The organism is Kitasatospora sp. NRRL B-11411, from assembly GCF_000721345.1.
Taxonomy (GTDB): domain Bacteria; phylum Actinomycetota; class Actinomycetes; order Streptomycetales; family Streptomycetaceae; genus Kitasatospora; species Kitasatospora cineracea.
In genome coordinates this window covers 71148-93139 of the sequence record NZ_JOGH01000014.1, presented here as the reverse complement: position 1 = coordinate 93139, position 21992 = coordinate 71148, and the positions used below count along the sequence as shown (strand labels likewise).

Below are 21992 nucleotides of genomic sequence, written 5' to 3'. Positions count from 1 at the left end.
GTGGGGGAGGGGGTGCGCGGGGGGCGGTAGCGGACGGTCTTCCAGGACTGCTGGAGGCCGTCGAGGTCGACGGTGGCGTCGCGCGGGACGGTGATGGTGGTGCGGCCGAAGCCGGCGCCGAGTTCGATGTCGACGACCGGGTGGTCGATGATCGCGGCGCTCAGGTCGAGGTGGACCTTGGCGAAGGCGGAGGCGACGGTCAGGGTGCGCGGGACGCGCCAGGGGCCGCGGCGGACCAGGCGGCCGTTCATCGCGCTGAGCGTGACGGAGCTGCCGGGGGCCTCGGCGGGCAGGTCGTGCAGGACGGCGTCGAGGTCGGCGCGGACGGTGGCGGTGAGGGCCGCGTGGACCCGCTGGTCGAGTTCGTCCTGGGTGATCCGCTCCTCGGCGTAGGCGCGTTGGAGGCGTTCGACGGCGGCGTCCCGGTCGGCGGCGGCGATCCGGGTCTGCGGCTGGTCCGGCAGGGAGGAGGTCACCCGGGCAGCGTAGTGGGCGGGCGGGGTGCGGGGGGAGCGGGCTGGTTCCTGGACAGGCGTCCGGTTATTCTGGACACCTGTCCAGGAAAGGGGAGTGGCCATGGAGGTCGCGGCGGCGGTGCTGGTCGGGGCGGTGGCCCTGTTGCACGGGTACATCCTGGTGCTGGAGATGTTCCTGTGGGAGAAGGCGCCGGGGCGGGCGCTGTCCGGGTTCGACGCGGAACTGGCCCGGCGGACGGCCCCGTTGGCGGCCAACCAGGGCCTGTACAACGGGTTCCTGGCGGCGGGCCTGGTCTGGGGCCTGCTGGCGGACGACCCGACGGGCTTCCGGGTGCGGGTGTTCTTCCTGGCCTGCGTGCTGGTCGCGGGCCTGTACGGCGGCCTGACCGCGAACCGGCGGATCCTGCTGGCCCAGGCGCTGCCCGGGGCGGTGGCGCTGACCGCGGTGCTGGTGGCGGGGTGAGCGCGGCGGGCGACCCGAGGGCGGAGCGGACCAGGGCGAAGCTGCGGGCCGCGCTGCTGGCCGAGTGCGCGGACCGCCCGCTGGCCGACCTGGCCGTGGCGGCGGTGGTGCGCCGGGCGGGGGTCGGCCGGGCGACGTTCTACCTGCACTACCCGGACCTGTCGGCGCTGGCCGTGGACGCCTGCGCGGGCGTGGTCCGGGATGCGGTGGAGGCGCTGCACGCCTGGCGGGGCGTCGCGGACCCGGCGGCGCCGCCGCCCGCGCTGGTCGGGTTCTTCGACCGGGCGGACACCCACCGCGGCCTGTACCGGGAACTGCTGGCACCGGGCGGCGGCGGCCCGCTCGGGCCGGTGCTCCACCGGGAGCTGCGGGAACGCAGCCGGACGGAGCGGGAGTTGGCGGGCGCCCCGGACGCACCGCTGATCGCCGCGGCCGTCGCGGGCGCGTTCACCGGCGTACTGGCGGACTGGCTGCACGGACTGGTCGACGAACCGCCGGCGGCCGTCGCGGGACGGGTGTGGCGGCTGCTGATCGGACTGCACCGCACGCCGCTGGGGTGACGGCGGGGGAGGGGGAGGGGAGGGAAAAGGAGAGGAGAGGGGGAGAAGGCGAGCGGGTGGTGGTGGGGCCGGGCGCGGTCCGGTCGGGACCGGTGGTGTGGGGGAGGGAGACGGGCGGGAGCCGGGGTGGCTCGGCTGCGCCGGGGGGTGCTGGGGTGCAGGGCGTCAGGTCCGGCGGGCCCAGCGCTGGGCGAGGACGGTGCAGACCATCAGCTGGAGCTGGTGGAAGAGCATCAGCGGGAGGACGGCGAGGCCGACGGCGGAGGCCGGGAACAGGACGGTGGCCAGCGGGAGGCCGTTGGCCATCGACTTCTTGGAGCCGCAGAACTGGATGGTGATCCGGTCCGGGCGGGAGAAGCCGAGCCGGCGGGAGACGAGGTGGGTGAAGGCCAGGACGGCGGAGAGCAGGGCCAGCGAGACCGCCACCAGCCAGAGCAGCTGGCCGGTGGTGACCCGGCTCCAGATCCCTTCGCGGACGCCCTCGCCGAACGCGCTGTAGACGATCAGCAGGATCGAGCCGCGGTCCACCAGCATGGTGACCAGCCGGTGCCGGGTGATCCACGGGCCCACCCAGCGGCGCAGCAGCTGGCCGAGGACGAACGGGACGAGCAGCTGCAGGACGATGTCGAGCACCTGGCCGCCGTCCACGCCGACGCCGGAGGCGCCGGTGAGCAGCCAGGCCGCCAGCAGCGGGGTGAGGACGATGCCGAGCAGGCTGGAGAAGGTGGCGGCGCAGATCGCCGCCGCGACGTTGCCGCCCGCGACCGAGGTGAACGCGATCGAGGACTGCACGGTGGACGGCAGCAGGGTGAGGAAGAGCACGCCGGTGAACAGTTGCGGGGGCAGCACCGCGTCCGGCAGCAGCCGGGTGGCCTCGCCGAGCAGCGGGAACAGCACGAAGGTGCAGCCCAGGATCAGCAGGTGCAGCCGCCAGTGCCGGGCGCCGGCCAGCGCCTCCTGCGGGGAGAGCCGGGCGCCGTACAGGAAGAAGAGCAGGGCGACGGCGAGTCGGACCGCGCCGGTGACGGCGGTGGCGGCGGGGCCGCGGGCGGGCAGCAGGGAGGCCAGCAGGACGGTGCCGAGCAGCAGCAGGAGGTAGGTGTCGATGCCGATCCGGCCGAGGGAGCGGTCGAGGGCGCGGCGGGCGGACCGGAGGCGGTGCATGCACCGATGATCTCCCGGCGGGGACCGGCCGGAACGGGCGGGGGCCCGCGGGCGGGGAACGGGCGCGGGGCGTCCGGAACGGGACCGGGGCGTCCGGAACGGGACCGGGCGGGAAATGCGGGCGGAATCGGGAAATGCGGGGGAAACGGGAAAAGGCAGGAGGCCCGCCGACGGCGGGCCTCCTTGGGAACTGCTACTCGTACGGACCCGAGGGGCCGTGAGCGATCAATGGGAGATCCCGTCTCAGACGGGGGTGACGTTCTCCGCCTGCGGGCCCTTCGGGCCCTGGGTGACGTCGAAGCTGACCGCCTGGTTCTCCTCCAGCGAGCGGAAGCCGCTCGCGTTGATGGCGGAGTAGTGGACGAAGACGTCGGGGCCGCCGCCCTCCTGGGCGATGAAGCCGAAGCCCTTCTCGGCGTTGAACCACTTGACGGTTCCGGTCGCCATACCGTTCTCCTTGCGAGGGACGTTGTGGACGCCACACCTTGTGGCGCCCGGGTCCGCTGCGCTGATCGCCCCGCCTCCGGACGAGTCCGGAGTTTTTCGCACAGTGCTTCAATCAATGCTCAATTGACGCCTGATACTGCTGAAAAATTACAAAAAGCCTGCGGTTACATGCTCCGCAGGCTCCAAGTACTGCAAGGGGAATCAAACTGCAACTGAGGGGAACGGTAGCACGCGGTGGCTGCCCCGACCAGGGGTGAACAACGGTGTCGAACGGTGTGTCGGGCACCGGGTGCGGGCCGTCCCAATCAGCGGGCATACCCTGCCGGGAGAGCACCAACGGCAAGGGAGCACACGGTGAGCAGTAGCGATGCCGGACGGTCGGAGACCGCGGTCAGGCCGCGGGTCGGGCACATCCAGTTCCTCAACTGTCTTCCCCTCTACTGGGGCCTCGCGCGCACGGGCAACCTGCTCGACCTCGACCTCAGCAAGGACACCCCGGAGAAGCTCAGCGACCGGCTGGTGTCCGGCGCCCTCGACATCGGCCCGATCACCTGCGTGGAGTACCTGCGGCACGCCGACCGGCTGGTGGTGCTCCCCGACATCGCGGTGGGCAGCGACGGCCCGGTGATGTCCTGCGTGATCGTCAGCAAGGTCCCGCTGGCCGAACTCGACGGCCGCCGGGTCGCCCTCGGCTCGACCAGCCGCACCTCCGTCCGGCTGGCCCGGCTGCTGCTGGAAGAGCGCGAGGGCGTGCACCCCGAGTACTTCTCCTGCCCGCCCGACCTGGACGCGATGCTGGCCGAGGCCGACGCCGCCGTCCTGATCGGCGACCCCGCGCTGCGCGCCTCGCTGGAACAGGCCCCCCGGCAGGGACTGGCCGTGCACGACCTCGGCGCGATGTGGAAGGACTGGACCGGGCTGCCGTTCGTCTTCGCGGTCTGGGCCGCCCGCCGCGAGTACGCCGAGCAGCACCCCGCGCTGACCGCCGCCGTCCACCGGGCCTTCCTGGAGTCCCGCGACCTCTCGCTGGCCGAGGCCGCCAAGGTCGCCGAGCAGGCCGCCCGCTGGGAGGAGTTCGACGCCCCGCTGCTGGAGACCTACTTCTCCGAGGCGCTCGACTTCTCGCTCGGCGAGCGCCAGCTCGCCGGCCTCGCCGAGTTCGCCCGCCGGGTCGCCCCCGACAGCGGCTTCGCCCCCGACGTGCCGATCCGGCTGCTGGAGGCCGTGCCCGCGGTGGTCTGAGCCCGCGGCGGTCCGAGCCCGCGTCGGTCCGAGCCCGCGTCGGTCCGAGCCCGCGACGCGTTCCCGACCGGCCCGGCGCCCTGGGATGATCGGAGCGCCCGGGGCGGTACGGCACCCGGCGGCGACCCGCGGTGCGAGGGGGACGGGCATGGAACTGCTGACGGCTGACGACCCGTCGGCGATCGGCGACTACCGGCTGCTGCGCCGGCTCGGCGCCGGTGGCATGGGCCGGGTCTACCTGGGCCGCACCGCGGGCGGGCGGACCGTCGCGGTCAAGGTGGTGCGCCCCGAACTCGCCGACGACCCCGAGTTCCGGGCCAGGTTCCGCCAGGAGGTCTCCGCAGCCCGCCGGGTCGGCGGCCGCTGGACCGCCCCCGTGCTGGACGCCGACACCGAGGGCCCCCGCCCCTGGGTCGCCACCGGCTACGTGGCCGGCCCCGCCCTCGGCGAGGCCGTCCGCACCGCCGGCCCGCTCCCGGTCCGCTCGGTGCACGCCCTCGGCGCCCGGCTCGCCGAAGCCCTCGAACAGGTGCACGCGCTCGGCCTGGTGCACCGGGACGTCAAGCCGTCCAACGTGCTGCTCACCCTGGACGGGCCCCGGCTGATCGACTTCGGCGTCGCCCGCGCACTGGACGCCGCCTCCACCTACACCCACAGCGGCTACGTGGTCGGCTCGCCCGGCTTCATGTCGCCCGAACAGGCCGCCGGCTCGCCCACCGGACCGGCCGGCGACGTCTTCTCGCTCGGCGCCCTGCTCGCCTACGCCGCCACCGGCACCGCCCCGTTCGGCGAAGGCGTCAGCGCCCCCGTCCTGCTCTACCGGGTGCTCCACGAGGAGCCGGAACTCGGCGGTCTGGAGGGCGAGTTGCTGGACACCGTGACCGCCTGCCTGGCCAAGGACCCGGCCCGCCGCCCCACCCCCGCCGCGCTGCGCGCCCGGCTCGCCCCGGCCGCCGCGGACGGCCCCGAGGGCTGGCTGCCCGGCCCGCTGGCCGCCGCGGTCGGCCGGGCCGCCGTCGAACTCCTCGACCTGGAGGGCGACAGCGGCCCGACCGGCACCGCCCCCGTCGATCGGCAGCCCACCGTGCTCGACGGCGGACCGCGCCGGGCCCCGCGGCCGGAGCCGGTCCCCGGGCCGGGGCGGCGGCGCCGGACGCTGTGGGCCGTGCTGGCGGCCGTGGCGGTGCTGGCCGCCGGGTACGGCGGGCTGGCCGCCGGCGGCCACCTGCCCTGGAACCGGGCCGACCCCGGCAGCAGCCCCTCACCCGGTCAGGACGCCGTCACCGGCACCCCGAGCCCCGGCGCCGCCGCGAGCGGCAGCCGCACCCCGCGGCCGAGCGGAGCGGCGAGCCCGGGCGGCAGTGCGAGCGCGAGTTCGAGCGGGAGCGCGGGTGCGGGCGCGAGCGGATCGGGCAAGGCGCTGCCCGACGCCTTCCTCGGCACCTTCAGGGGCGACATCACCACCAAGATCGTCCCGCTGGCGTCCACCTTCACCGTCACCTTCACCGCCGGCCGGGTCGGCGAGGAGGTCGGCCGCACCAGCAACGCCTCCCAACTCAGCAGCACCGTCTGCCGGGGCGTGCTCACCCTGCTCTCCGTCACCGACGCCGAAGTGCTGCTCCAGGAACGCCCGGACGGCAACGACAGCGCCTGCACCGGCGTCCCCGAGAAGCAGCGCTACACCCTGCTCGGTACCGGCGGCCTGCACCTGGCGGTCAGCGGGGCCCCGCTCGGCAGCGACCCCGAGGGCGACCTGGCCAAGCAGTAGGCGGCCTGGTCAGGCGGCGGGCGGCACGGGAAGAGGGCTGCGGCGGCCGGGAAACGTGCTGGCGTAGGCTGAGCGGGTCCGCCCCTTCGACGAAGAAAGCAGGCCCGCCAGGTGTCCGAGCAGAACCTTTCCGCGACCCAGTTGCAGGCCGTGCTGGACCGGGCGGCCGAGGGCGGCCGGATCACCGCCGAGGAGGCGCTGGAGCTGTACCGGTCGGCCCCGCTGCACGCGCTCGGCGCGGCCGCGGACGCGGTGCGGCGGCGGCGGTACGCGGGTGTCGAGCACATCGCCACGTACATCATCGAGCGGAACATCAACTACACCAACGTCTGCGTGACCGCGTGCAAGTTCTGCGCGTTCTACGTGCCGCCGAAGAGCGAGAAGGGCTGGTCGCGGGACCTGGACGAGATCCTGCGCCGGTGCGCGGAGACCGTCGAGCTCGGCGGCACCCAGATCATGTTCCAGGGCGGCCACCACCCCGACTACGGCGTCGAGTACTACGAGGAGAACTTCGCCGCGATCAAGGCCGGGTTCCCGCAGCTGGTGATCCACTCGCTGGGCGCCTCCGAGGTCGAGCACATGGCGAGGATCTCGGGCGTCCCGATCGAGGAGGCGATCACCCGGATCCACGCGGCGGGCCTCGACTCGTTCGCGGGCGCCGGTGCCGAACTGCTGCCCGAGCGGCCGCGGAAGGCGATCGCGCCGCTCAAGGAGTCCGGCGAGCGCTGGCTGGAGATCATGGAGACCGCGCACCGGCTCGGTGTCGAGTCCACCTCCACCATGCTGATGGGTACCGGCGAGACCAACGCCGAGCGGATCGAGCACCTGCGGATGATCCGCGACGTGCAGGACCGCACCGGCGGCTTCCGGGCGTTCATCCCCTACACCTACCAGCCGCAGAACAACCACCTGAAGGGCTCGACCCAGGCCACGGTCTTCGAGTACCTGCGGATGATCGCCGTCGCCCGGCTCTTCCTCGACAACGTCGCCCACATCCAGGGCTCCTGGCTCACCACCGGCAAGGAGGCCGGCCAACTCTCCCTGCACTACGGCGCGGACGACCTCGGCTCGGTCATGCTGGAGGAGAACGTCGTCTCCGCGGCCGGCGCCAAGCACCGCTCCAACCTGCACGAACTGATCCACCTGATCCGCACCGCCGGCCGGGTGCCCGCCCAGCGCGCCACCACGTACGAGCACCTGCGGGTCCTCGACGACCCGGCCAACGACCCGGTCGACCCGCGGGTCGCCTCGCACATCGCCTCCACCGCGATCGAGGGCGGCACCGCGCACCCCGAACTCACCATTCTGGCCGCCAACTGACGGCCCCGGCCCGGGTCCGAATCGGATGCTGACGCTGCACCGGGCGGAGCTGCTGTTCACCGGCACCGCGCTGATCGAGGACGGGGCGGTACTGGTCGACGGCGCGACCGTCACCGCGATCGGGCCCGCCGCGGAGCTGCCGGGCGGCCCGGCGCGGCTCCGGGAGTGGCCCGGGGTGTTGGTGCCCGGGCTGCTCAACCGGCACGGGACGTGGCTGCTGGAGCACGCCTACCACCCCGACCCGCGGGAAGGGCTCGGGGAACGTCCGCTGGCGCCCCCGGCCGGGCTGAGCGACGAGCAGTGGGGCGGCAGCGCCCGGCGCGGGCTGCAACGGCTGCTCGGGCACGGGGTGACGGCCCTCGCCGGGACGTTCGCCCGGCCCGCGGTCCGGACGGCGGTCGGGCGGTCCGGCCTGCGACGGCCTCCCGGCGGGGACCCCGCCCCGGGCGGCCTCGACCCGCTCGCGGAGCGGGCGTTGACGGCTGCCCTGCACCGGCCGCTGGTGGTCGGCGGGGCGGCGGACTTCGCGGTGTTCGCGGCGGGGGCGGTCCAGGAACTCGACGGGGGCGGGGCGGTCTGCCTGGGGACGGTGCTGGACGGGCGGTTGCTGTACCGGCGGCGGTAGGGGGCGAGTTCGGGGTGCTGTTTTTCACAGGCCCTCAGCAGCACGGACTCTTCGGTGGGCTCCGGCCGGCAGCAGCATCGACCCGCCGTTCCCCGGGCCCCTGACGGGGCCGCTGTGCGGCATCGACCCGCCGTTTCCGGGGCTCCTGACGGGGTCCTGACGGGGCCGTGGACGGGGTCCCGGTGGGGCGGGGGTTTTCTGACTGGCCGTGACCCGGGGCGGTTTTTGCGGCTACCATCCCGGTCAGACCTCTGCCGAGCCCAGGAACAGGACGTATGCGCGCCGCGACCCCCGAACGTGTGCGGACCAGACCGGCTCGGGGCTGGTACGTCGGGGCCGTGCTGAGTGCCGTGGTGGCGGTGGCGATGTGCCTGCTGGGGTGGCGCCAGGCGGACCAGGCCGACCGGATCGACGCGCACCCGGTGCGGGTCGAGGGGACGGTCACTCAACTGCCGGGCGGCAGCGGGACGTACAGCCAGATCACGTACCCGGTGGACGGGCGGCGGTTGACCGCGGCGGACCTGTGGCTGCCGGAGGGGGCCCGGGTGGGGGACCCGATCTGCCTGGAGCGGGCGGCGGACGACCCGTCCGCGGTGCGGGTGTGCGGGAAGACCTACCCGCAGCCGGTCGGGGTCGGGCTGGCGCAGACGAGCGTGCCGGCGGCGGTGCTGCTGTGCGCGCTGTGCGTGTGGCGGATCCGGCGGTTCCGGCGGCACCAGGCGGGGGAGGAGCGGGCGCAGGCCGGTTTCGCGGTGGCGTTCGCGGCGGAGGGGATGCCCGCGCTGACCCAGGGGAAGCGCTCCCGGCGCCGCCGCAAGGGGGGCCGCCGCGCCCTGCGGTGAGCCCTGGTGGAGGTCCGCGGCACCGCAAGGTGAACAATGGGGGCGTGACCCGAGCCCATCTGGACAAGCAGCCGCAGGACGTCGCCGCCATGTTCGACGACGTCGCGGCCAAGTACGACCGCACCAATGACGTGCTCTCGCTGGGCCAGGCCCGGCTGTGGCGCCGGGCGGTGGCCGACGCGGTGGGTGCCGTCGCGGGCCAGCGCATCCTGGACCTCGGTGCGGGCACCGGGACGTCCTCGCTGCCGTTCCTGGAGGCGGGCGCCGACGTGGTGCCGTGCGACTTCTCGATCGGGATGCTGACCGAGGGCAAGGACCGGCACCCCGAGCTGGCGCTGACCGCGGGCGACGCGACCCGGCTGCCGTTCGCCGACGAGTCGTTCGACGCCGTGACGATCTCGTTCGCGCTGCGCAACGTGCAGGAGCACGAGGTGGCGATGCGCGAGATGCTGCGGGTGACCAAGCCCGGCGGGAAGCTGGTGATCTGCGAGTTCTCCACCCCGACCTGGACGCCGCTGCGGACGGTGTACACCGAGTACCTGATGCGGGCGCTGCCGCCGGTGGCGACCAAGGTGTCCTCCAACCCGGAGGCGTACGTGTACCTCGCCGAGTCGATCCGGGCCTGGCCGGACCAGCCCGCGCTGGCCGCCGAGTTGCAGCAGGCGGGCTGGACGAAGGTGGCGTGGCGCAACCTGACCGGCGGCATCGTCGCCCTCCACCGCGGCTTCAAGGCGCCGTAGACTGCGGTGGTTCGGCACTCCGTCCGCCGCCGAGGCGTTGACGGGGCGTCGGCCCCCGACTCCGTGACCCCGACGCGCTCAGGAGAGAGCCCCGTATGACCGAGACCGCCGTCGAGTCCACCGCCGACGTCATCGTGGTCGGCGCCGGTCCGGCCGGCTCCAGCACCGCGTACTGGCTGGCCCAGGCGGGCCTGGACGTGCTGCTGCTGGAGAAGACCGAGTTCCCGCGCGAGAAGGTGTGCGGGGACGGCCTGACCCCGCGCGCCGTCAAGCAGCTGGTCGACATGGGCATCGACGTGTCCGCCGAGGGCTGGCTGCGCAACAAGGGCCTGCGGATTATCGGCGGCGGCGTCCGGCTGGAACTGGACTGGCCGGACCTCGCCTCCTTCCCCGACTACGGGCTGGTGCGCAAGCGCGCCGACTTCGACGAACTGCTCGCCCGGCAGGCGCAGAAGGCCGGCGCCCGGCTGTACGAGAACTGCAACGTCAGCGGGCCCGTGCAGGACCGGACCGGCCGGATCACCGGCGTGACGGCGAAGCTCGGACCGGACAAGCGGGAGGTCGAGTTCCACGCCCCGCTGGTGGTCGCCGCGGACGGCAACTCGACCCGGCTGTCGCTGGCCATGGGCCTGCACCGGCTGGAGTCCCGGCCGATGGGCGTCGCCTACCGCACGTACTTCACCTCGCCCCGGCACGACGACGACTACCTGGAGTCCTGGCTGGAGCTGTGGGACACCCGCGGCGGGCAGAAGAAGCTGCTGCCCGGCTACGGCTGGATCTTCGGCATGGGCGACGGCACCTCCAACGTCGGCCTCGGCATCCTCAACTCCTCGCCCGCCTTCGGCGACCTGAACTGGCGCGAGGTGCTGAAGAGCTGGTGCGCCGGCATGCCCGAGGAGTGGGGCTACACGCCGGAGAACATGACCGAACCGATCCGCGGCGCCGCGCTGCCGATGGCCTTCAACCGGCAGCCGCACTACACCCGCGGCCTGCTGCTGGTCGGCGACGCGGGCGGCATGGTCAACCCGTTCAACGGCGAGGGCATCGCCTATGCGATGGAATCCGGCCAACTCGCGGCGGGCGTCATCGTCCAGGCGATGGCCCGGATCACCCCCGAGGGCCGGGAACGCGCGCTGGCCCGCTACCCGCAGCTGCTCAAGGACACCTACGGCGGCTACTACACGCTCGGCCGCGCCTTCGTGAAGCTGATCGGCAACGACCGGGTGATGCGGATCGCCGCCGAACGCGGCCTGACCCACCCCGTGCTGATGAAGTTCGTCCTCAAGCTGCTCGCCAACCTGACCGACCCGACCGGCGGCGACGCCGCCGACCGCATCATCAACGGCCTGGCCAAGGTGGCACCGCGGGCCTGATCCCTCTTAGGTCTCCGGAAGGCGGCGGACGGGCGCGAAAGCGCTTGCCCGCCGCCTTCCGCGCTTTGAACCGCTAGAGCAGCCCGAGAGCGTCGAAGACGAGGAGGCAGAGCGGTACAGCGGTGGCGAACGCACCCCCGCCGACGAGCAGGGCCGAAGCCGTCGGCTTGCCGGTGGAACGGGAGAGCAGGGCAGCGGCGACCGCTGCCAGCAGGGAAAGCAGGAGGGCCACGAGAACGAGCAGCGCCTTGACTTGGATCATCGTGTTCGACTTTCTCTTGAACGAGGGTGGTCGAACCGATGGCAAGGCAGCCTCAGCCGACCACCGACCGCGGTGCGATGGTCATCTGCTGAGGCTCTACCGATGTCTCAGAGCTGATCAGTGGGGTGCCGACCCGACGTGGCGATCTTCCCGACGAGGTGATGGGGACGAGCTCCCCGTACCAGCCGTTCGAGCGGCTGGTAGTCCTCTGGACATCGGACAGAGGTGGGGTGCGATAACGATCCATTGCCTGCTGCTCAGCCTACCCGGAACTGACGAGCGGTCAGCTCGGTCGCGGGGGTCTCCGGGGCGGGCGGCCGGGTGGTTCGCGGGCCTCGGGCAGGGCCGGCGGTGCCGACCGCATCGAGGCGGAAAGCGGTTGCCCGCTGCCTTGCGGGTGCGGGACAGTGGCGGTTTCCGAGTGTCCCGTCCGATGGTGCACGGGCCCCCGTCGAGTGTTCCGGGAGCCGTGCTGTGGCCGTTGTGTCGATCGAAGCCCGTCCGCAACTGCTGCGGGATCTGCCGTTGTTGGCGGTGGCGGTGGTGTGGGGGTCGAGTTTCTGGGCCGTGCGGGAGGTGGCGGAGGACCGGACGGTGGTGGCGGTGCTGGTGTTGCGGTTCGGGGTGGTGCTGCCGGTGCTGGGGGTGGTGGCGTGGCGGCGGTTGCGGGGGTTGTCGTTCGCGCAGTGGGGTGGCGGGGCGGTGCTGGGGGTGGTGCTGGGGGCGGTGTTCCTGCTGGAGACGTACGGGGTGGTGCACACGTCGGCGACCAATGCGGGGCTGGTGATCAGTCTGACGATGGTGTTCACGCCGCTCGCGGAGGCGGTGCTGCGGCGGTCGGCGCCGCCGGTGGGGTTCCTGGCGGCGGTGGGGGTGTCGGTGCTGGGGGTGGCGCTGCTGACGGGGCTCCGGGCGCCGTCGGTGGGTGACCTGCTGGTGCTGGGGGCGGCGGTGGCGCGGACGGTGAACGTGTTGGCGACGGCCCGGTTGCGGTCGGTGCGCGGGGTGGACGCGTTGGCCCTGACCTGGGTCCAACTGGCGTTCGCCACGGCGGTGTTCGCCCTGGCGGCGCCGTTCGCGGGGCCCTCGCCGCTGGCGGTGGCGGCGTCCTTCGACGCGGCCCGCTGGGGGCTGCTGCTGTACCTGTCGCTGCTGTGCACGCTGTTCGCGTTCTTCGTGCAGCTGTGGGCGGTGCGGGCGACCTCGCCGTCGCGGGTGAGCCTGCTGCTGGGCACCGAGCCGCTGTGGGCGGCGCTGTGCGGGGTGCTGCTGGCGGGGGACCGGCCGGGGCGGCTGGCGCTGCTGGGGGCGGTGGCGGTGCTGGCGGGCACCGAGTGGGGGCGGCGGCGGGCGCCGCGGTTCCCGGCGGCCGACTGAGAGCTTGTGAACGAAGGGTCAAGCGGTCGTCACTCCGGGTCCACCGAGCGAGTGAGATCCACTACCACGTAAACCGGATCACTCCGAAATTTGCCCTGACCGCCGCAGAATTGATATAGGGCGTGGCCGAACGGCAGCCGTTTGCCCCCGGTTTGCGACTGTATGTGGCCAATTGCCCACATCGGGTGGAACGGTGGTGATCGATCCGCCTTCGCGGGCTTCGTCGGGTGGCGAAGGTCACAAAGATCGTCGGGAACTGCGTGTCGCAGATCACAAGCGGACAGGCATAGGATGCGCTCCAACCTGGCTTTGTGAACTGCCTCACATGGAGCCGGATCCCACGAAGTGGATCATCATTTCACCCTTGGTGACCTGGTGGTTCCGATCTGCAGTCAAGGACGACTGGACGGAGGGAGCGGGGGCTATGAATGCCTACGCGCCGATCCTCGTACTCGGTGCCATCGCGGCGGCGTTCGCGGTCGGCTCCGTCGTGATGGCCTCGCTCACCGGCCCGAAGCGCTACAACCGGGCCAAGTTGGAGGCGTACGAGTGCGGTATCGAACCGACCCCGCAGCCGGTGGGCGGCGGTCGGTTCCCGATCAAGTACTACCTGACGGCGATGCTGTTCATCGTCTTCGACATCGAGATCGTCTTCCTCTACCCCTGGGCGGTCAGCTTCGACGCCCTGGGGATCTTCGGGCTGGTCGAGATGCTCCTGTTCATCGCCACCGTGTTCGTCGCCTACGCCTACGTCTGGCGCCGCGGCGGCCTGGAGTGGGACTGACCACCGGCTGCCGCCGCGCACGGGACGCGCGGACGTTTGTGAACGGGCGGACAAGCCACCGGACTCGAGGGCATTGAGAGGGAACTGATGGGGATCGAGGAGAAGCTGCCGAGCGGCTTCCTACTCACCAGCGTGGAGGCCGCCGCGGGCTGGGTGCGGAAGGCTTCGGTCTTCCCGGCCACCTTCGGTCTGGCCTGCTGCGCGATCGAGATGATGACCACCGGCGCGGGCCGCTACGACCTGGCCCGGTTCGGCATGGAGGTCTTCCGGGGCTCGCCCCGGCAGGCCGACCTGATGATCGTGGCCGGCCGGGTCAGCCAGAAGATGGCGCCGGTGCTGCGGCAGGTCTACGACCAGATGCCGAACCCGAAGTGGGTCATCTCGATGGGCGTGTGCGCCTCCTCCGGCGGCATGTTCAACAACTACGCGATCGTCCAGGGCGTCGACCACATCGTCCCCGTCGACATCTACCTGCCGGGCTGCCCGCCCCGCCCGGAGATGCTGCTGGACGCGATCGTCAAGCTGCACGAGAAGATCCAGCACGAGAAGCTCGGCGTGAACCGCCGCCGGGCCGAGGAGGAGGCCGAGCGCCTCGCGCTGCAGGCCGTCCCGACCAGCGAGATGCGGGGGCTGCTGCGATGAGCGACGAGCAGAAGTCCGAGCAGAAGCCCGACGTGCCCGCGACCCGGCGGGAGATCCCGGTCGAGGTGGTCGGCCGCCGGCAGGGCATGTTCGGCGCCCACGGCACCGGCGACACCTCCGGCTTCGGCGGCCTGACCGCGCCGATCGTGCTGCCCGGCCCGAGCGAGCGCCCGTACGGGGGCTACTTCGACGAGGTGGCCGACGAGTTCGAGGGCGCGCTGGAGGAGCAGGGCCTCGACGTGGCCGACGTGATCGAGAAGACCGTCGTCGACCGCGGCGAGCTGACCTTCCACCTGGACCGCGCGCACCTGCTGAAGGCGGTGCGGATCCTGCGCGACGACCCGGCGCTGCGGTTCGAACTGTGCCTGGGCGTCAGCGGCGTGCACTACCCGCAGGACAAGGGCCGGGAGCTGCACGCGGTCTACCACCTGCGCTCGATCACCCACACCCGGCTGATCCGGCTGGAGGTCACCGCGCCCGACGCGGACCCGCGGATCCCGTCCGTGGTGAGCGTCTACCCGACCAACGACTGGCACGAGCGGGAGACCTACGACTTCTTCGGCCTGGTCTTCGAGGGCCACCCGGCGCTCACCCGGATCATGATGCCGGACGACTGGCTGGGGCACCCGCAGCGCAAGGACTACCCGCTCGGCGGCATCCCCGTCGAGTACAAGGGCGCCCAGATCCCGGCTCCCGACCAGCGGAGGTCGTACAGCTGATGAGCAGCACCCACTACGAAGCAGGAGCCCGGGAGACCACCGAGGGACGGGTGTTCACCGTCACCGGCGGCGACTGGGGCGAGGTCGCCGAGGCGGTGGCCGGCGCCGACGACGAGCGGATCATCGTCAACATGGGCCCGCAGCACCCGTCCACCCACGGCGTGCTGCGGCTGATCCTGGAGATCGACGGCGAGACGGTCACCGAGGCCCGCTGCGGCATCGGCTACCTGCACACCGGCATCGAGAAGAACATGGAGTTCCGCAACTGGGTGCAGGGCACCACGTTCGTGACGCGGATGGACTACCTCACTCCGCTGTACAACGAGACCGCCTACTGCCTGGCCGTGGAGAAGCTGCTCGGGATCACCGCGGACGTGCCCGAGCGGGCCACCGTGATCCGGGTGCTGATGATGGAGCTCAACCGGATCTCCTCGCACCTGGTGGCGCTGGCCACCGGCGGCATGGAGATCGGCTCCACCACCCTGATGATCTACGGCTTCCGGGACCGCGAGGTGGTGCTGGACATCTTCGAGCTGGTCACCGGCCTGCGGATGAACCACGCCTACGTCCGCCCCGGCGGCCTGGCCCAGGACCTGCCGCCCGGCGCGGTCGACAAGATCCGCGAGGGCGTCAACCTGCTGCGCTCGCGGATGCACGAGTACGACAAGCTGGCCACCGACAACCCGGTGTTCAAGGCCCGGCTGGTCGACGTCGGCTTCCTCGACCTGCCCGGCTGTCTGGCGCTCGGCGCCACCGGCCCGATCCTGCGGGCCACCGGCCTGCCGCACGACCTGCGCAAGTCCGACCCGTACTGCGGCTACGAGACCTACGACTTCGACGTCGCGGTGGCCGACAGCGCGGACTCCTACGGGCGGTTCCTGATCCGCCTGGAGGAGATGAAGCAGTCGCTGCGGATCGTCGAGCAGTGCCTGGAGCGGCTGAGGCCCGGGCCGGTCATGGTGGCGGACAAGAAGATCGCCTGGCCGTCCCAACTGGCCGTCGGCCCCGACGGCATGGGCAACTCGCTGGACCACATTCGGAAGATCATGGGCACCTCGATGGAGGCCCTGATCCACCACTTCAAGCTGGTCACCGAGGGCTTCAAGGTCCCGGTCGGCCAGGCCTACGCCGCGGTGGAGTCGCCCAAGGGCGAACTCGGCGTGCACGTGGTCAGCGACGGCGGCACCCGGCCCTACCGGGTGCACTTCCGCGACCCGTCCTTCACCAACCTGCAGACGATGGCCGCGATGTGCGAGGGCGGCCCGCTGGCCGACGTGATCGTGGCGGTGGCCGGGATCGACCCGGTGATGGGAGGCGTGGACCGGTGAGCAGCACAGAACTCGGCCTGCCGGCGCTGCCGGCCAAGCCCTACCCGCCGGAGGTGGCGGCCCGACTCGCGGCCGACGCCCGGGAGTTGATCGACCGCTACCCGCAGTCCCGGTCCGCGCTGCTGCCGCTGCTGCACCTGGTGCAGGCCGAGGACGGCTGCGTCACCCCGACCGGGATCCGGTTCTGCGCCGAGCAGTTGGAGCTGACCACCGCCGAGGTCACCGCGGTCGCCACCTTCTACACGATGTACCGGCGGCGCCCGGCCGGCGAGTACCACGTCGGCGTGTGCACCAACACGCTGTGCGCGGTGCTCGGCGGCGACCAGATCTTCGACGAGCTCAAGCAGCACCTCGGGATCGAGAACAACCAGACCACCGAGGACGGCTCGGTCTCGATCGAGCACATCGAGTGCAACGCGGCCTGCGACTACGCCCCCGTGGTGATGGTCAACTGGGAGTTCTTCGACAACCAGACCCCGGACAGCGCCAAGCAGCTGGTCGACCAGCTGCGCGCCGGGCAGGAGGTCCGCCCCACCCGCGGCGCCAAGCTCTGCTCGTTCAAGGAGACCTCCCGGATCCTGGCCGGCTTCGCCGACGGGCGCCCCGGCGCCAACGACGAGTCCGGCGCCGGCGGCGCGCCCTCGCTGGCCGGCCTGCGGCTGGCCAGGGGCGAGGCGCTGCCCGGCACCCCGGGCGCCAAGGTGGTCTCCCCGCGGCACGAAGGGACGGAAGCGTGATGACCTCCGCCGAACCGGCCGAGAAGCTCCTCTCCCCGGTCCTGTCCGCCTCCTGGGACGACCAGCGCCCCTGGACGCTGGAGACCTACCGCCGGCACGGCGGCTACGACGGCCTGCGCGCCGCCCTCGCGATGGCCCCGGACGAGGTGATCGCCCTGGTCAAGGACGCGGGCCTGCGCGGACGCGGCGGCGCCGGCTTCCCCACCGGCATGAAGTGGCAGTTCATCCCGCAGAACGACGGCAAGCCGCACTACCTGGTGGTCAACGCCGACGAGTCCGAGCCGGGCACCTGCAAGGACATCCCGCTGCTGTTCGCCAACCCGCACGCGCTGATCGAGGGCATGGTCATCGCCTCGTACGCGATCCGCTGCGAGCACGCCTTCGTCTACCTGCGCGGCGAGGTCGTCCCGGTGCTGCGCCGCCTGCAGGCGGCCGTCGCCGAGGCGTACGAGGCCGGGTACCTCGGCAAGGACGTCCAGGGCTCCGGCATCAACCTGGACATCACCGTCCACGCCGGCGCCGGCGCGTACATCTGCGGCGAGGAGACCGCGCTGCTCGACTCGCTGGAGGGCCGCCGCGGCCAGCCCCGGCTGCGCCCGCCGTTCCCGGCGATCGCCGGCCTGTACGCCTGCCCGACGGTGGTGAACAACGTCGAGTCGATCGCCTCGGTGCCGCCGATCCTGGCCCGCGGCAAGGACTGGTTCAAGTCGCTGGGCACCGAGAAGTCGCCCGGCTTCACGCTCTACTCGCTCTCCGGGCACGTCACCAACCCCGGCCAGTACGAGGCGCCGCTCGGCATCACGCTGCGCCAACTGCTGGAGATCACCGGCGGCGTCCGGGCCGGGCACCGGCTCAAGTTCTGGACGCCGGGCGGCTCCTCGACCCCGATGTTCACCGACGAGCACCTCGACGTCCCGCTGGACTACGAGGGCGTCGGCGCGGCCGGCTCCATGCTCGGCACCAAGGCGCTCCAGGTCTTCGACGAGACCACCTGCGTGGTGCGGGCCGTCACCCGGTGGACCGAGTTCTACGCCCACGAGTCCTGCGGCAAGTGCACCCCATGCCGCGAGGGCACCTACTGGCTGGTCCAGCTGCTCAAGCGGATCGAGGCCGGACAGGGCGAGGCCGGGGACCTGGAGAAGCTCCTCGACATCGCCGACAACATCAACGGCAAGTCGTTCTGCGCCCTGGGCGACGGCGCGGCCAGCCCGATCGTCTCCTCGCTGCAGCACTTCCGCGCCGAGTACGAGCAGCACATCAACGAACACCGCTGCCCGTTCGACCCGGCGGCCTCCACCGTCTGGGCCGACCGGGCCCCCGTCCACGAGTCCGCCACCGAGAGGGAGGTGCACGCGTGACGGTCACGGAGCCTTCCACCCAGACCGAGCTGGTCACGCTCACCATCGACGGCGTCGAAGTCAGCGTCCCCAAGGGCACGCTGGTGATCCGCGCCGCCGAGCAGATCGGCACCCAGGTCCCGCGCTTCTGCGACCACCCGCTGCTCGACCCCGTCGGGGCGTGCCGCCAGTGCATCGTGGAGATCGAGGGGCAGCGCAAGCCGGTCGCCTCCTGCACCATCCCGGTCACCGAGGGCATGGTGGTGCGCACCCAGCTGTCCTCCGCGGTCGCCGAGAAGGCGCAGCGCGGCGTGATGGAGCTGCTGCTGATCAACCACCCGCTGGACTGCCCGGTCTGCGACAAGGGCGGCGAGTGCCCGCTGCAGAACCAGGCGATGTCCACCGGCGACCCCGACTCCCGGTTCGACGGCGCCAAGCGGACGTACGAGAAGCCGCTCCCGCTCTCCACCCAGGTGCTGCTGGACCGCGAACGCTGCGTGCTGTGCGCCCGCTGCACCCGGTTCTCGCAGCAGATCGCCGGCGACCCGTTCATCGACCTGGTCGAGCGCGGCGCGCTCCAGCAGGTCGGCACTGGCGCGGACCAGCCGCTGGACTCGTACTTCTCCGGCAACACCATCCAGATCTGCCCGGTCGGCGCGCTCACCTCCGCCGCCTACCGGTTCCGCTCCCGCCCGTTCGACCTGGTGTCCTCCCCGTCGGTGTGCGAGCACTGCTCGGCCGGCTGCGGGCAGCGCACCGACCACCGGCGCGGCAAGGTGCTGCGGCGCCTGGCCGGCAACGAGCCGGAGGTCAACGAGGAGTGGAACTGCGACAAGGGCCGGTTCGCGTTCCGCTACGCCCAGCAGCGCGACCGGTTCACCACCCCGATGGTCCGCGGCGAGGACGGCGAACTCGTCGCCGCCTCCTGGCCGGAGGCGCTGGCCCGGGCCGCCGAGGGGCTGCGCGGCGCCCGCGCCGGCGTGCTCGCGGGCGGCCGGGTGACCGTCGAGGACGCGTACGGCTACGGCAAGTTCGCCCGCCTCGCGCTCGGCACCAACGACGTCGACTTCCGCGCCCGGCCGCACAGCGGCGAGGAGGCCGACTTCCTGGCCGCGGCCGTCGCCGGCACCGGCGTCGACCTGGACGGCAACGGCCTGACGTACCGTCAACTCGAAGCCGCCCCCGCCGTGCTGCTGGTCGGGCTGGAGGCCGAGGAGGAGGCGCCGATCGTCTTCCTGCGGCTGCGCAAGGCCAACCGGGCCTCCGGGCTGCGGGTGTTCTCGATCGCCTCGCACGCCACCCGCGGCCTGGCCAAGCTGCGCGGCGCGCTGCTGCCCGCCGCCCCCGGCACCGAGGTCGAGTGGCTGGGTGCGCTGGCCGGCGAGGAGGTGCTCGCCGACGACGCCGGGCGCTGCGCGGACGCGCTGCGCTCGCCGGGCGCGGTGGTGCTGGTCGGCGAGCGGCTCGCGCAGACCGCGGGCGGCCTGAGCGCCGCGCTGCGCCTGGCGCACGCCACCGGGGCGAAGCTCGCCTGGGTGCCGCGCCGGGCCGGTGAGCGCGGCGCCGTCGAGGCGGGCGCGCTGCCCGGGCTGCTGCCCGGCGGCCGGTCCGTCGCGGTGCCCGCCGCCCGGGCCGAGGCGGCCGCGCACTGGGGCGTCGCCGAACTGCCGTCCCGCCCCGGCCGCGACACCGGCCAGATCCTGGCCGCCGCGGCGGCGGGCGAGTTGGACGCGCTGGTGGTCGGCGGCGTCGGCCTGGACGACCTGCCGGACCCGGCGCTCGCCGACGAGGCCCTGGCCCGGGCCGACTTCGTGCTCTCGCTGGAGCTGCGCCCGTCCGCGGTCACCGCGCACGCCGACGTGGTGCTGCCGGTCGCGGCGGTCGCCGAGAAGGCCGGCACCTTCCTGGACTGGGAGGGACGGGTCCGGATGTTCGAACCGGCGCTCAAGCCCGACCAGTTGATGCAGCGCCACCTGCACGCCGACGTCCGGGTGCTGAACATGGTCGCGGACGCGCTGGACCGGCCGATCGGCCTGCCCGACGTCCGGGCGGCCCGCCTGGAGCTGGACCGTTTCGCCCCGTGGACGGGCGACCGCCCGGCGGCGCCCGCCGCGCACCCCGCGGTGCTGCCCCGCCCGGCCACCGGGCAGGCCGTGCTGGCCGGGCACCGGATGCTGCTGGACCACGGCACCCTCCAGGAGGGCGACGAGCACCTGGCCGGCACCCGGCACGCCGCGGTGGCCCGGCTGTCCGCCGCCACCGCCGCCGAGGTCGGCGCGACGGCGGCGCTGCGGGTCACCGGCCCGGCCGGGTCGCTGACCCTGCCGCTGGAGATCACCGACGCGATGCCGGACCGCACGGTCTGGCTGCCGCTCAACTCGACGCCGGACGGCGGCGCGTACCGCGCGCTCGGCACCACGGTCGGCCACCTGGTCACCATCGCCCCGGCGGAGGAGTCATGAGGGTCCTTGCTGCTGCCGACACGCTCGGCTTCTTCGGCCGCGACCCGTGGTGGCTGGTGCTGCTGAAGGCGGTGTTCTGCTTCGCGTTCCTGGTCCTGACGGTGCTGATCGCCATCGTCTGGGAGCGCAAGGTGGTCGCCTGGATGCAGCTGCGGATCGGCCCGAACCGGCACGGCCCGTGGGGCATGCTGCAGTCGCTGGCCGACGGCGTGAAGCTGGCGCTGAAGGAAGACCTGGTGGTCAAGGGCGCCGACAAGGCGGTCTACGTGCTGGCGCCGATCGTCGCGGCGATCCCCGCGTTCATGGCGTTCGCGGTGATCCCGTTCGGCCCGGCGGACAACGAGGTGTCGATCTTCGGCACCCGCACCCCGCTGCAGCTGACCGACCTGCCGATCGCGCTGCTGTACATCCTGGCCACCGCCTCGGTGGGCATCTACGGCATCGTGCTGGCCGGCTGGTCGTCCGGTTCGACGTACCCGCTGCTGGGCGGCATCCGCTCGTCCGCGCAGATGATCAGCTACGAGATCGCGATGGGCCTGTCGTTCGCGGCGGTGTTCATCTACTCGGGCTCGATGTCGACCTCGGAGATCGTCTCCTCGCAGCAGCCGACCTGGTTCGCGGTGCTGCTGCCGGTGTCGTTCATCGTCTACATCATCGCGATGGTCGGCGAGACCAACCGGGCGCCGTTCGACCTCCCGGAGGCCGAGGGCGAGCTGGTCGGCGGCTTCAACACCGAGTACTCCTCGCTGAAGTTCGCGATGTTCATGCTGGCCGAGTACGTCAACATGGTCACCGTCTCGGCGGTCGCCTCCACGCTGTTCCTGGGCGGCTGGCGCGCCCCGTGGCCGGTGTCCGCCTTCTGGGAGGGCGCCAACCACGGCTGGTGGCCGATGCTGTGGATCGTGCTGAAGATCCAGCTGCTGCTGTTCTTCTTCATCTGGCTGCGCGGCACCCTGCCCCGGCTGCGCTACGACCAGTTCATGAAGCTCGGCTGGAAGGTGCTCATCCCGGTCTCGCTGGTGTGGCTGGTGATGGTCTCCACGGTGCGGGCGCTGCGCAACGAGGGCTACGGCTTCGCCAACGTGGTGCTGTACGTGGGGGCGCCGCTGGCGGTGGTCCTGCTGATCGCGCTGGTGGTCGACCTGCTGCGCAAGAAGCCCGAGCCGGTGCCGGAGGCCGCCCCGGCCTTCGACCCGATGGCCGGGGGCTACCCCGTCCCGCCGCTGCCCGGGCAGGAACTGCCGCCCGTGCCGCGCCGCCGCCGCCGGACCCCGCAACTCCAGGACGCCCTCAACGGGGCCGACCATTCCGAAGGGAGCTGATC

22 protein-coding genes are annotated in these 21992 nt (G+C 72.6%); 18 read left to right on the top strand and 4 right to left on the bottom strand.

Translation table 11 applies throughout. From position 1 onward, the window contains the following. Positions 1 to 476 (bottom strand): DUF1707 domain-containing protein (locus IH44_RS0110010; protein WP_051816728.1); only part of this gene is annotated, 476 nt, incomplete at its 3' end. 100 nt (positions 477 to 576) lie between these two features. On the opposite strand from IH44_RS0110010, the gene IH44_RS0110005 reads away from it, so the two are divergent. Both IH44_RS0110005 and IH44_RS0110000 read left to right on the top strand, forming a co-directional pair. Next, complete coding sequence (locus tag IH44_RS0110005) at positions 577 to 939, top strand: DUF1304 domain-containing protein (RefSeq protein WP_030459099.1); 363 nt, start codon at positions 577 to 579, stop codon at positions 937 to 939. Further along, on the top strand, positions 936 to 1499 hold the full coding sequence (locus IH44_RS0110000; RefSeq protein ID WP_030459098.1) for a TetR/AcrR family transcriptional regulator: 564 nt from the start codon (positions 936 to 938) through the stop codon (positions 1497 to 1499). Before IH44_RS0110005 ends, IH44_RS0110000 begins: the two co-directional genes overlap by 4 nt. Before the next feature lie 165 nt (positions 1500 to 1664). Here the strand turns inward: IH44_RS0110000 and IH44_RS0109995 are convergent, their stop codons facing one another. Beyond that, positions 1665 to 2663, bottom strand: coding sequence for a bile acid:sodium symporter family protein (locus IH44_RS0109995; RefSeq protein WP_051816727.1), 999 nt, complete (start codon positions 2661 to 2663; stop codon positions 1665 to 1667). Positions 2664 to 2906: 243 nt separating this feature from the next. Continuing rightward, entirely contained in the window at positions 2907 to 3110 is a 204-nt protein-coding gene (locus tag IH44_RS0109990; protein ID WP_003998944.1) for a cold-shock protein, read from the bottom strand. A 354-nt stretch (positions 3111 to 3464) separates the two neighbouring features. On the opposite strand from IH44_RS0109990, the gene IH44_RS0109985 reads away from it, so the two are divergent. The 7 genes from IH44_RS0109985 to IH44_RS0109955 all read left to right on the top strand — a co-directional run bounded on the left by IH44_RS0109985 (position 3465) and on the right by IH44_RS0109955 (position 11020). Next, on the top strand, positions 3465 to 4352 hold the full coding sequence (locus tag IH44_RS0109985) for a menaquinone biosynthetic enzyme MqnA/MqnD family protein (protein ID WP_030459096.1): 888 nt from the start codon (positions 3465 to 3467) through the stop codon (positions 4350 to 4352). A gap of 148 nt (positions 4353 to 4500) precedes the next feature. Beyond that, positions 4501 to 6120 (top strand): serine/threonine-protein kinase, encoded by a 1620-nt coding sequence (locus tag IH44_RS0109980; RefSeq protein WP_051816726.1) that lies wholly within the window; start codon positions 4501 to 4503, stop codon positions 6118 to 6120. A gap of 111 nt (positions 6121 to 6231) precedes the next feature. Further along, the gene (mqnC, locus tag IH44_RS0109975; protein ID WP_030459094.1) at positions 6232 to 7440 is read left to right on the top strand and encodes a cyclic dehypoxanthinyl futalosine synthase; all 1209 of its coding nucleotides are present in this window, start codon (positions 6232 to 6234) and stop codon (positions 7438 to 7440) included. 25 nt (positions 7441 to 7465) lie between these two features. Then, complete coding sequence (locus tag IH44_RS0109970; protein WP_030459093.1) at positions 7466 to 8065, top strand: hypothetical protein; 600 nt, start codon at positions 7466 to 7468, stop codon at positions 8063 to 8065. A gap of 338 nt (positions 8066 to 8403) precedes the next feature. Beyond that, complete coding sequence (locus IH44_RS0109965; RefSeq protein WP_157852244.1) at positions 8404 to 8907, top strand: hypothetical protein; 504 nt, start codon at positions 8404 to 8406, stop codon at positions 8905 to 8907. A 44-nt stretch (positions 8908 to 8951) separates the two neighbouring features. After that, complete coding sequence (locus IH44_RS0109960; RefSeq protein WP_030459091.1) at positions 8952 to 9647, top strand: demethylmenaquinone methyltransferase; 696 nt, start codon at positions 8952 to 8954, stop codon at positions 9645 to 9647. Positions 9648 to 9742: 95 nt separating this feature from the next. Further along, the gene (locus tag IH44_RS0109955) at positions 9743 to 11020 is read left to right on the top strand and encodes a geranylgeranyl reductase family protein (protein WP_030459090.1); all 1278 of its coding nucleotides are present in this window, start codon (positions 9743 to 9745) and stop codon (positions 11018 to 11020) included. 73 nt (positions 11021 to 11093) lie between these two features. On the opposite strand, the gene IH44_RS0109950 is transcribed toward IH44_RS0109955, so the two are convergent. Then, positions 11094 to 11282 (bottom strand): hypothetical protein, encoded by a 189-nt coding sequence (locus IH44_RS0109950; RefSeq protein ID WP_030459089.1) that lies wholly within the window; start codon positions 11280 to 11282, stop codon positions 11094 to 11096. 474 nt (positions 11283 to 11756) lie between these two features. On the opposite strand from IH44_RS0109950, the gene IH44_RS0109945 reads away from it, so the two are divergent. The 9 genes from IH44_RS0109945 to nuoH all read left to right on the top strand — a co-directional run bounded on the left by IH44_RS0109945 (position 11757) and on the right by nuoH (position 21990). Next, positions 11757 to 12659 carry a DMT family transporter gene (locus tag IH44_RS0109945; RefSeq protein ID WP_051816725.1) on the top strand — a complete coding sequence of 301 codons (903 nt, stop codon included), beginning with the start codon at positions 11757 to 11759 and terminating at the stop codon, positions 12657 to 12659. A 424-nt stretch (positions 12660 to 13083) separates the two neighbouring features. Beyond that, positions 13084 to 13443: an NADH-quinone oxidoreductase subunit A gene (locus tag IH44_RS0109940; RefSeq protein WP_014137597.1), complete on the top strand. Its 360-nt coding sequence runs from the start codon at positions 13084 to 13086 to the stop codon at positions 13441 to 13443. A gap of 87 nt (positions 13444 to 13530) precedes the next feature. Continuing rightward, positions 13531 to 14085: an NADH-quinone oxidoreductase subunit B family protein gene (locus IH44_RS0109935; protein WP_030459087.1), complete on the top strand. Its 555-nt coding sequence runs from the start codon at positions 13531 to 13533 to the stop codon at positions 14083 to 14085. Further along, the gene (locus IH44_RS0109930) at positions 14082 to 14804 is read left to right on the top strand and encodes an NADH-quinone oxidoreductase subunit C (protein WP_030459086.1); all 723 of its coding nucleotides are present in this window, start codon (positions 14082 to 14084) and stop codon (positions 14802 to 14804) included. Before IH44_RS0109935 ends, IH44_RS0109930 begins: the two co-directional genes overlap by 4 nt. Beyond that, the gene (locus IH44_RS0109925) at positions 14804 to 16132 is read left to right on the top strand and encodes an NADH-quinone oxidoreductase subunit D (protein WP_030459085.1); all 1329 of its coding nucleotides are present in this window, start codon (positions 14804 to 14806) and stop codon (positions 16130 to 16132) included. Before IH44_RS0109930 ends, IH44_RS0109925 begins: the two co-directional genes overlap by 1 nt. 17 nt (positions 16133 to 16149) lie before the next feature. Further along, positions 16150 to 16869 carry an NADH-quinone oxidoreductase subunit NuoE gene (gene nuoE / locus IH44_RS0109920; RefSeq protein ID WP_051816732.1) on the top strand — a complete coding sequence of 240 codons (720 nt, stop codon included), beginning with the start codon at positions 16150 to 16152 and terminating at the stop codon, positions 16867 to 16869. After that, positions 16869 to 18227 carry an NADH-quinone oxidoreductase subunit NuoF gene (gene nuoF, locus IH44_RS0109915; RefSeq protein ID WP_030459083.1) on the top strand — a complete coding sequence of 453 codons (1359 nt, stop codon included), beginning with the start codon at positions 16869 to 16871 and terminating at the stop codon, positions 18225 to 18227. Before nuoE ends, nuoF begins: the two co-directional genes overlap by 1 nt. Then, a complete protein-coding gene (locus IH44_RS0109910; RefSeq protein WP_030459082.1) occupies positions 18224 to 20668 on the top strand; it encodes an NADH-quinone oxidoreductase subunit G in 2445 nt (814 codons plus the stop codon). Before nuoF ends, IH44_RS0109910 begins: the two co-directional genes overlap by 4 nt. Then, complete coding sequence (gene nuoH / locus IH44_RS0109905) at positions 20665 to 21990, top strand: NADH-quinone oxidoreductase subunit NuoH (protein ID WP_030459081.1); 1326 nt, start codon at positions 20665 to 20667, stop codon at positions 21988 to 21990. The genes IH44_RS0109910 and nuoH overlap by 4 nt, the downstream gene beginning before the upstream one ends. Positions 21991 to 21992: the final 2 nt, after the last annotated feature.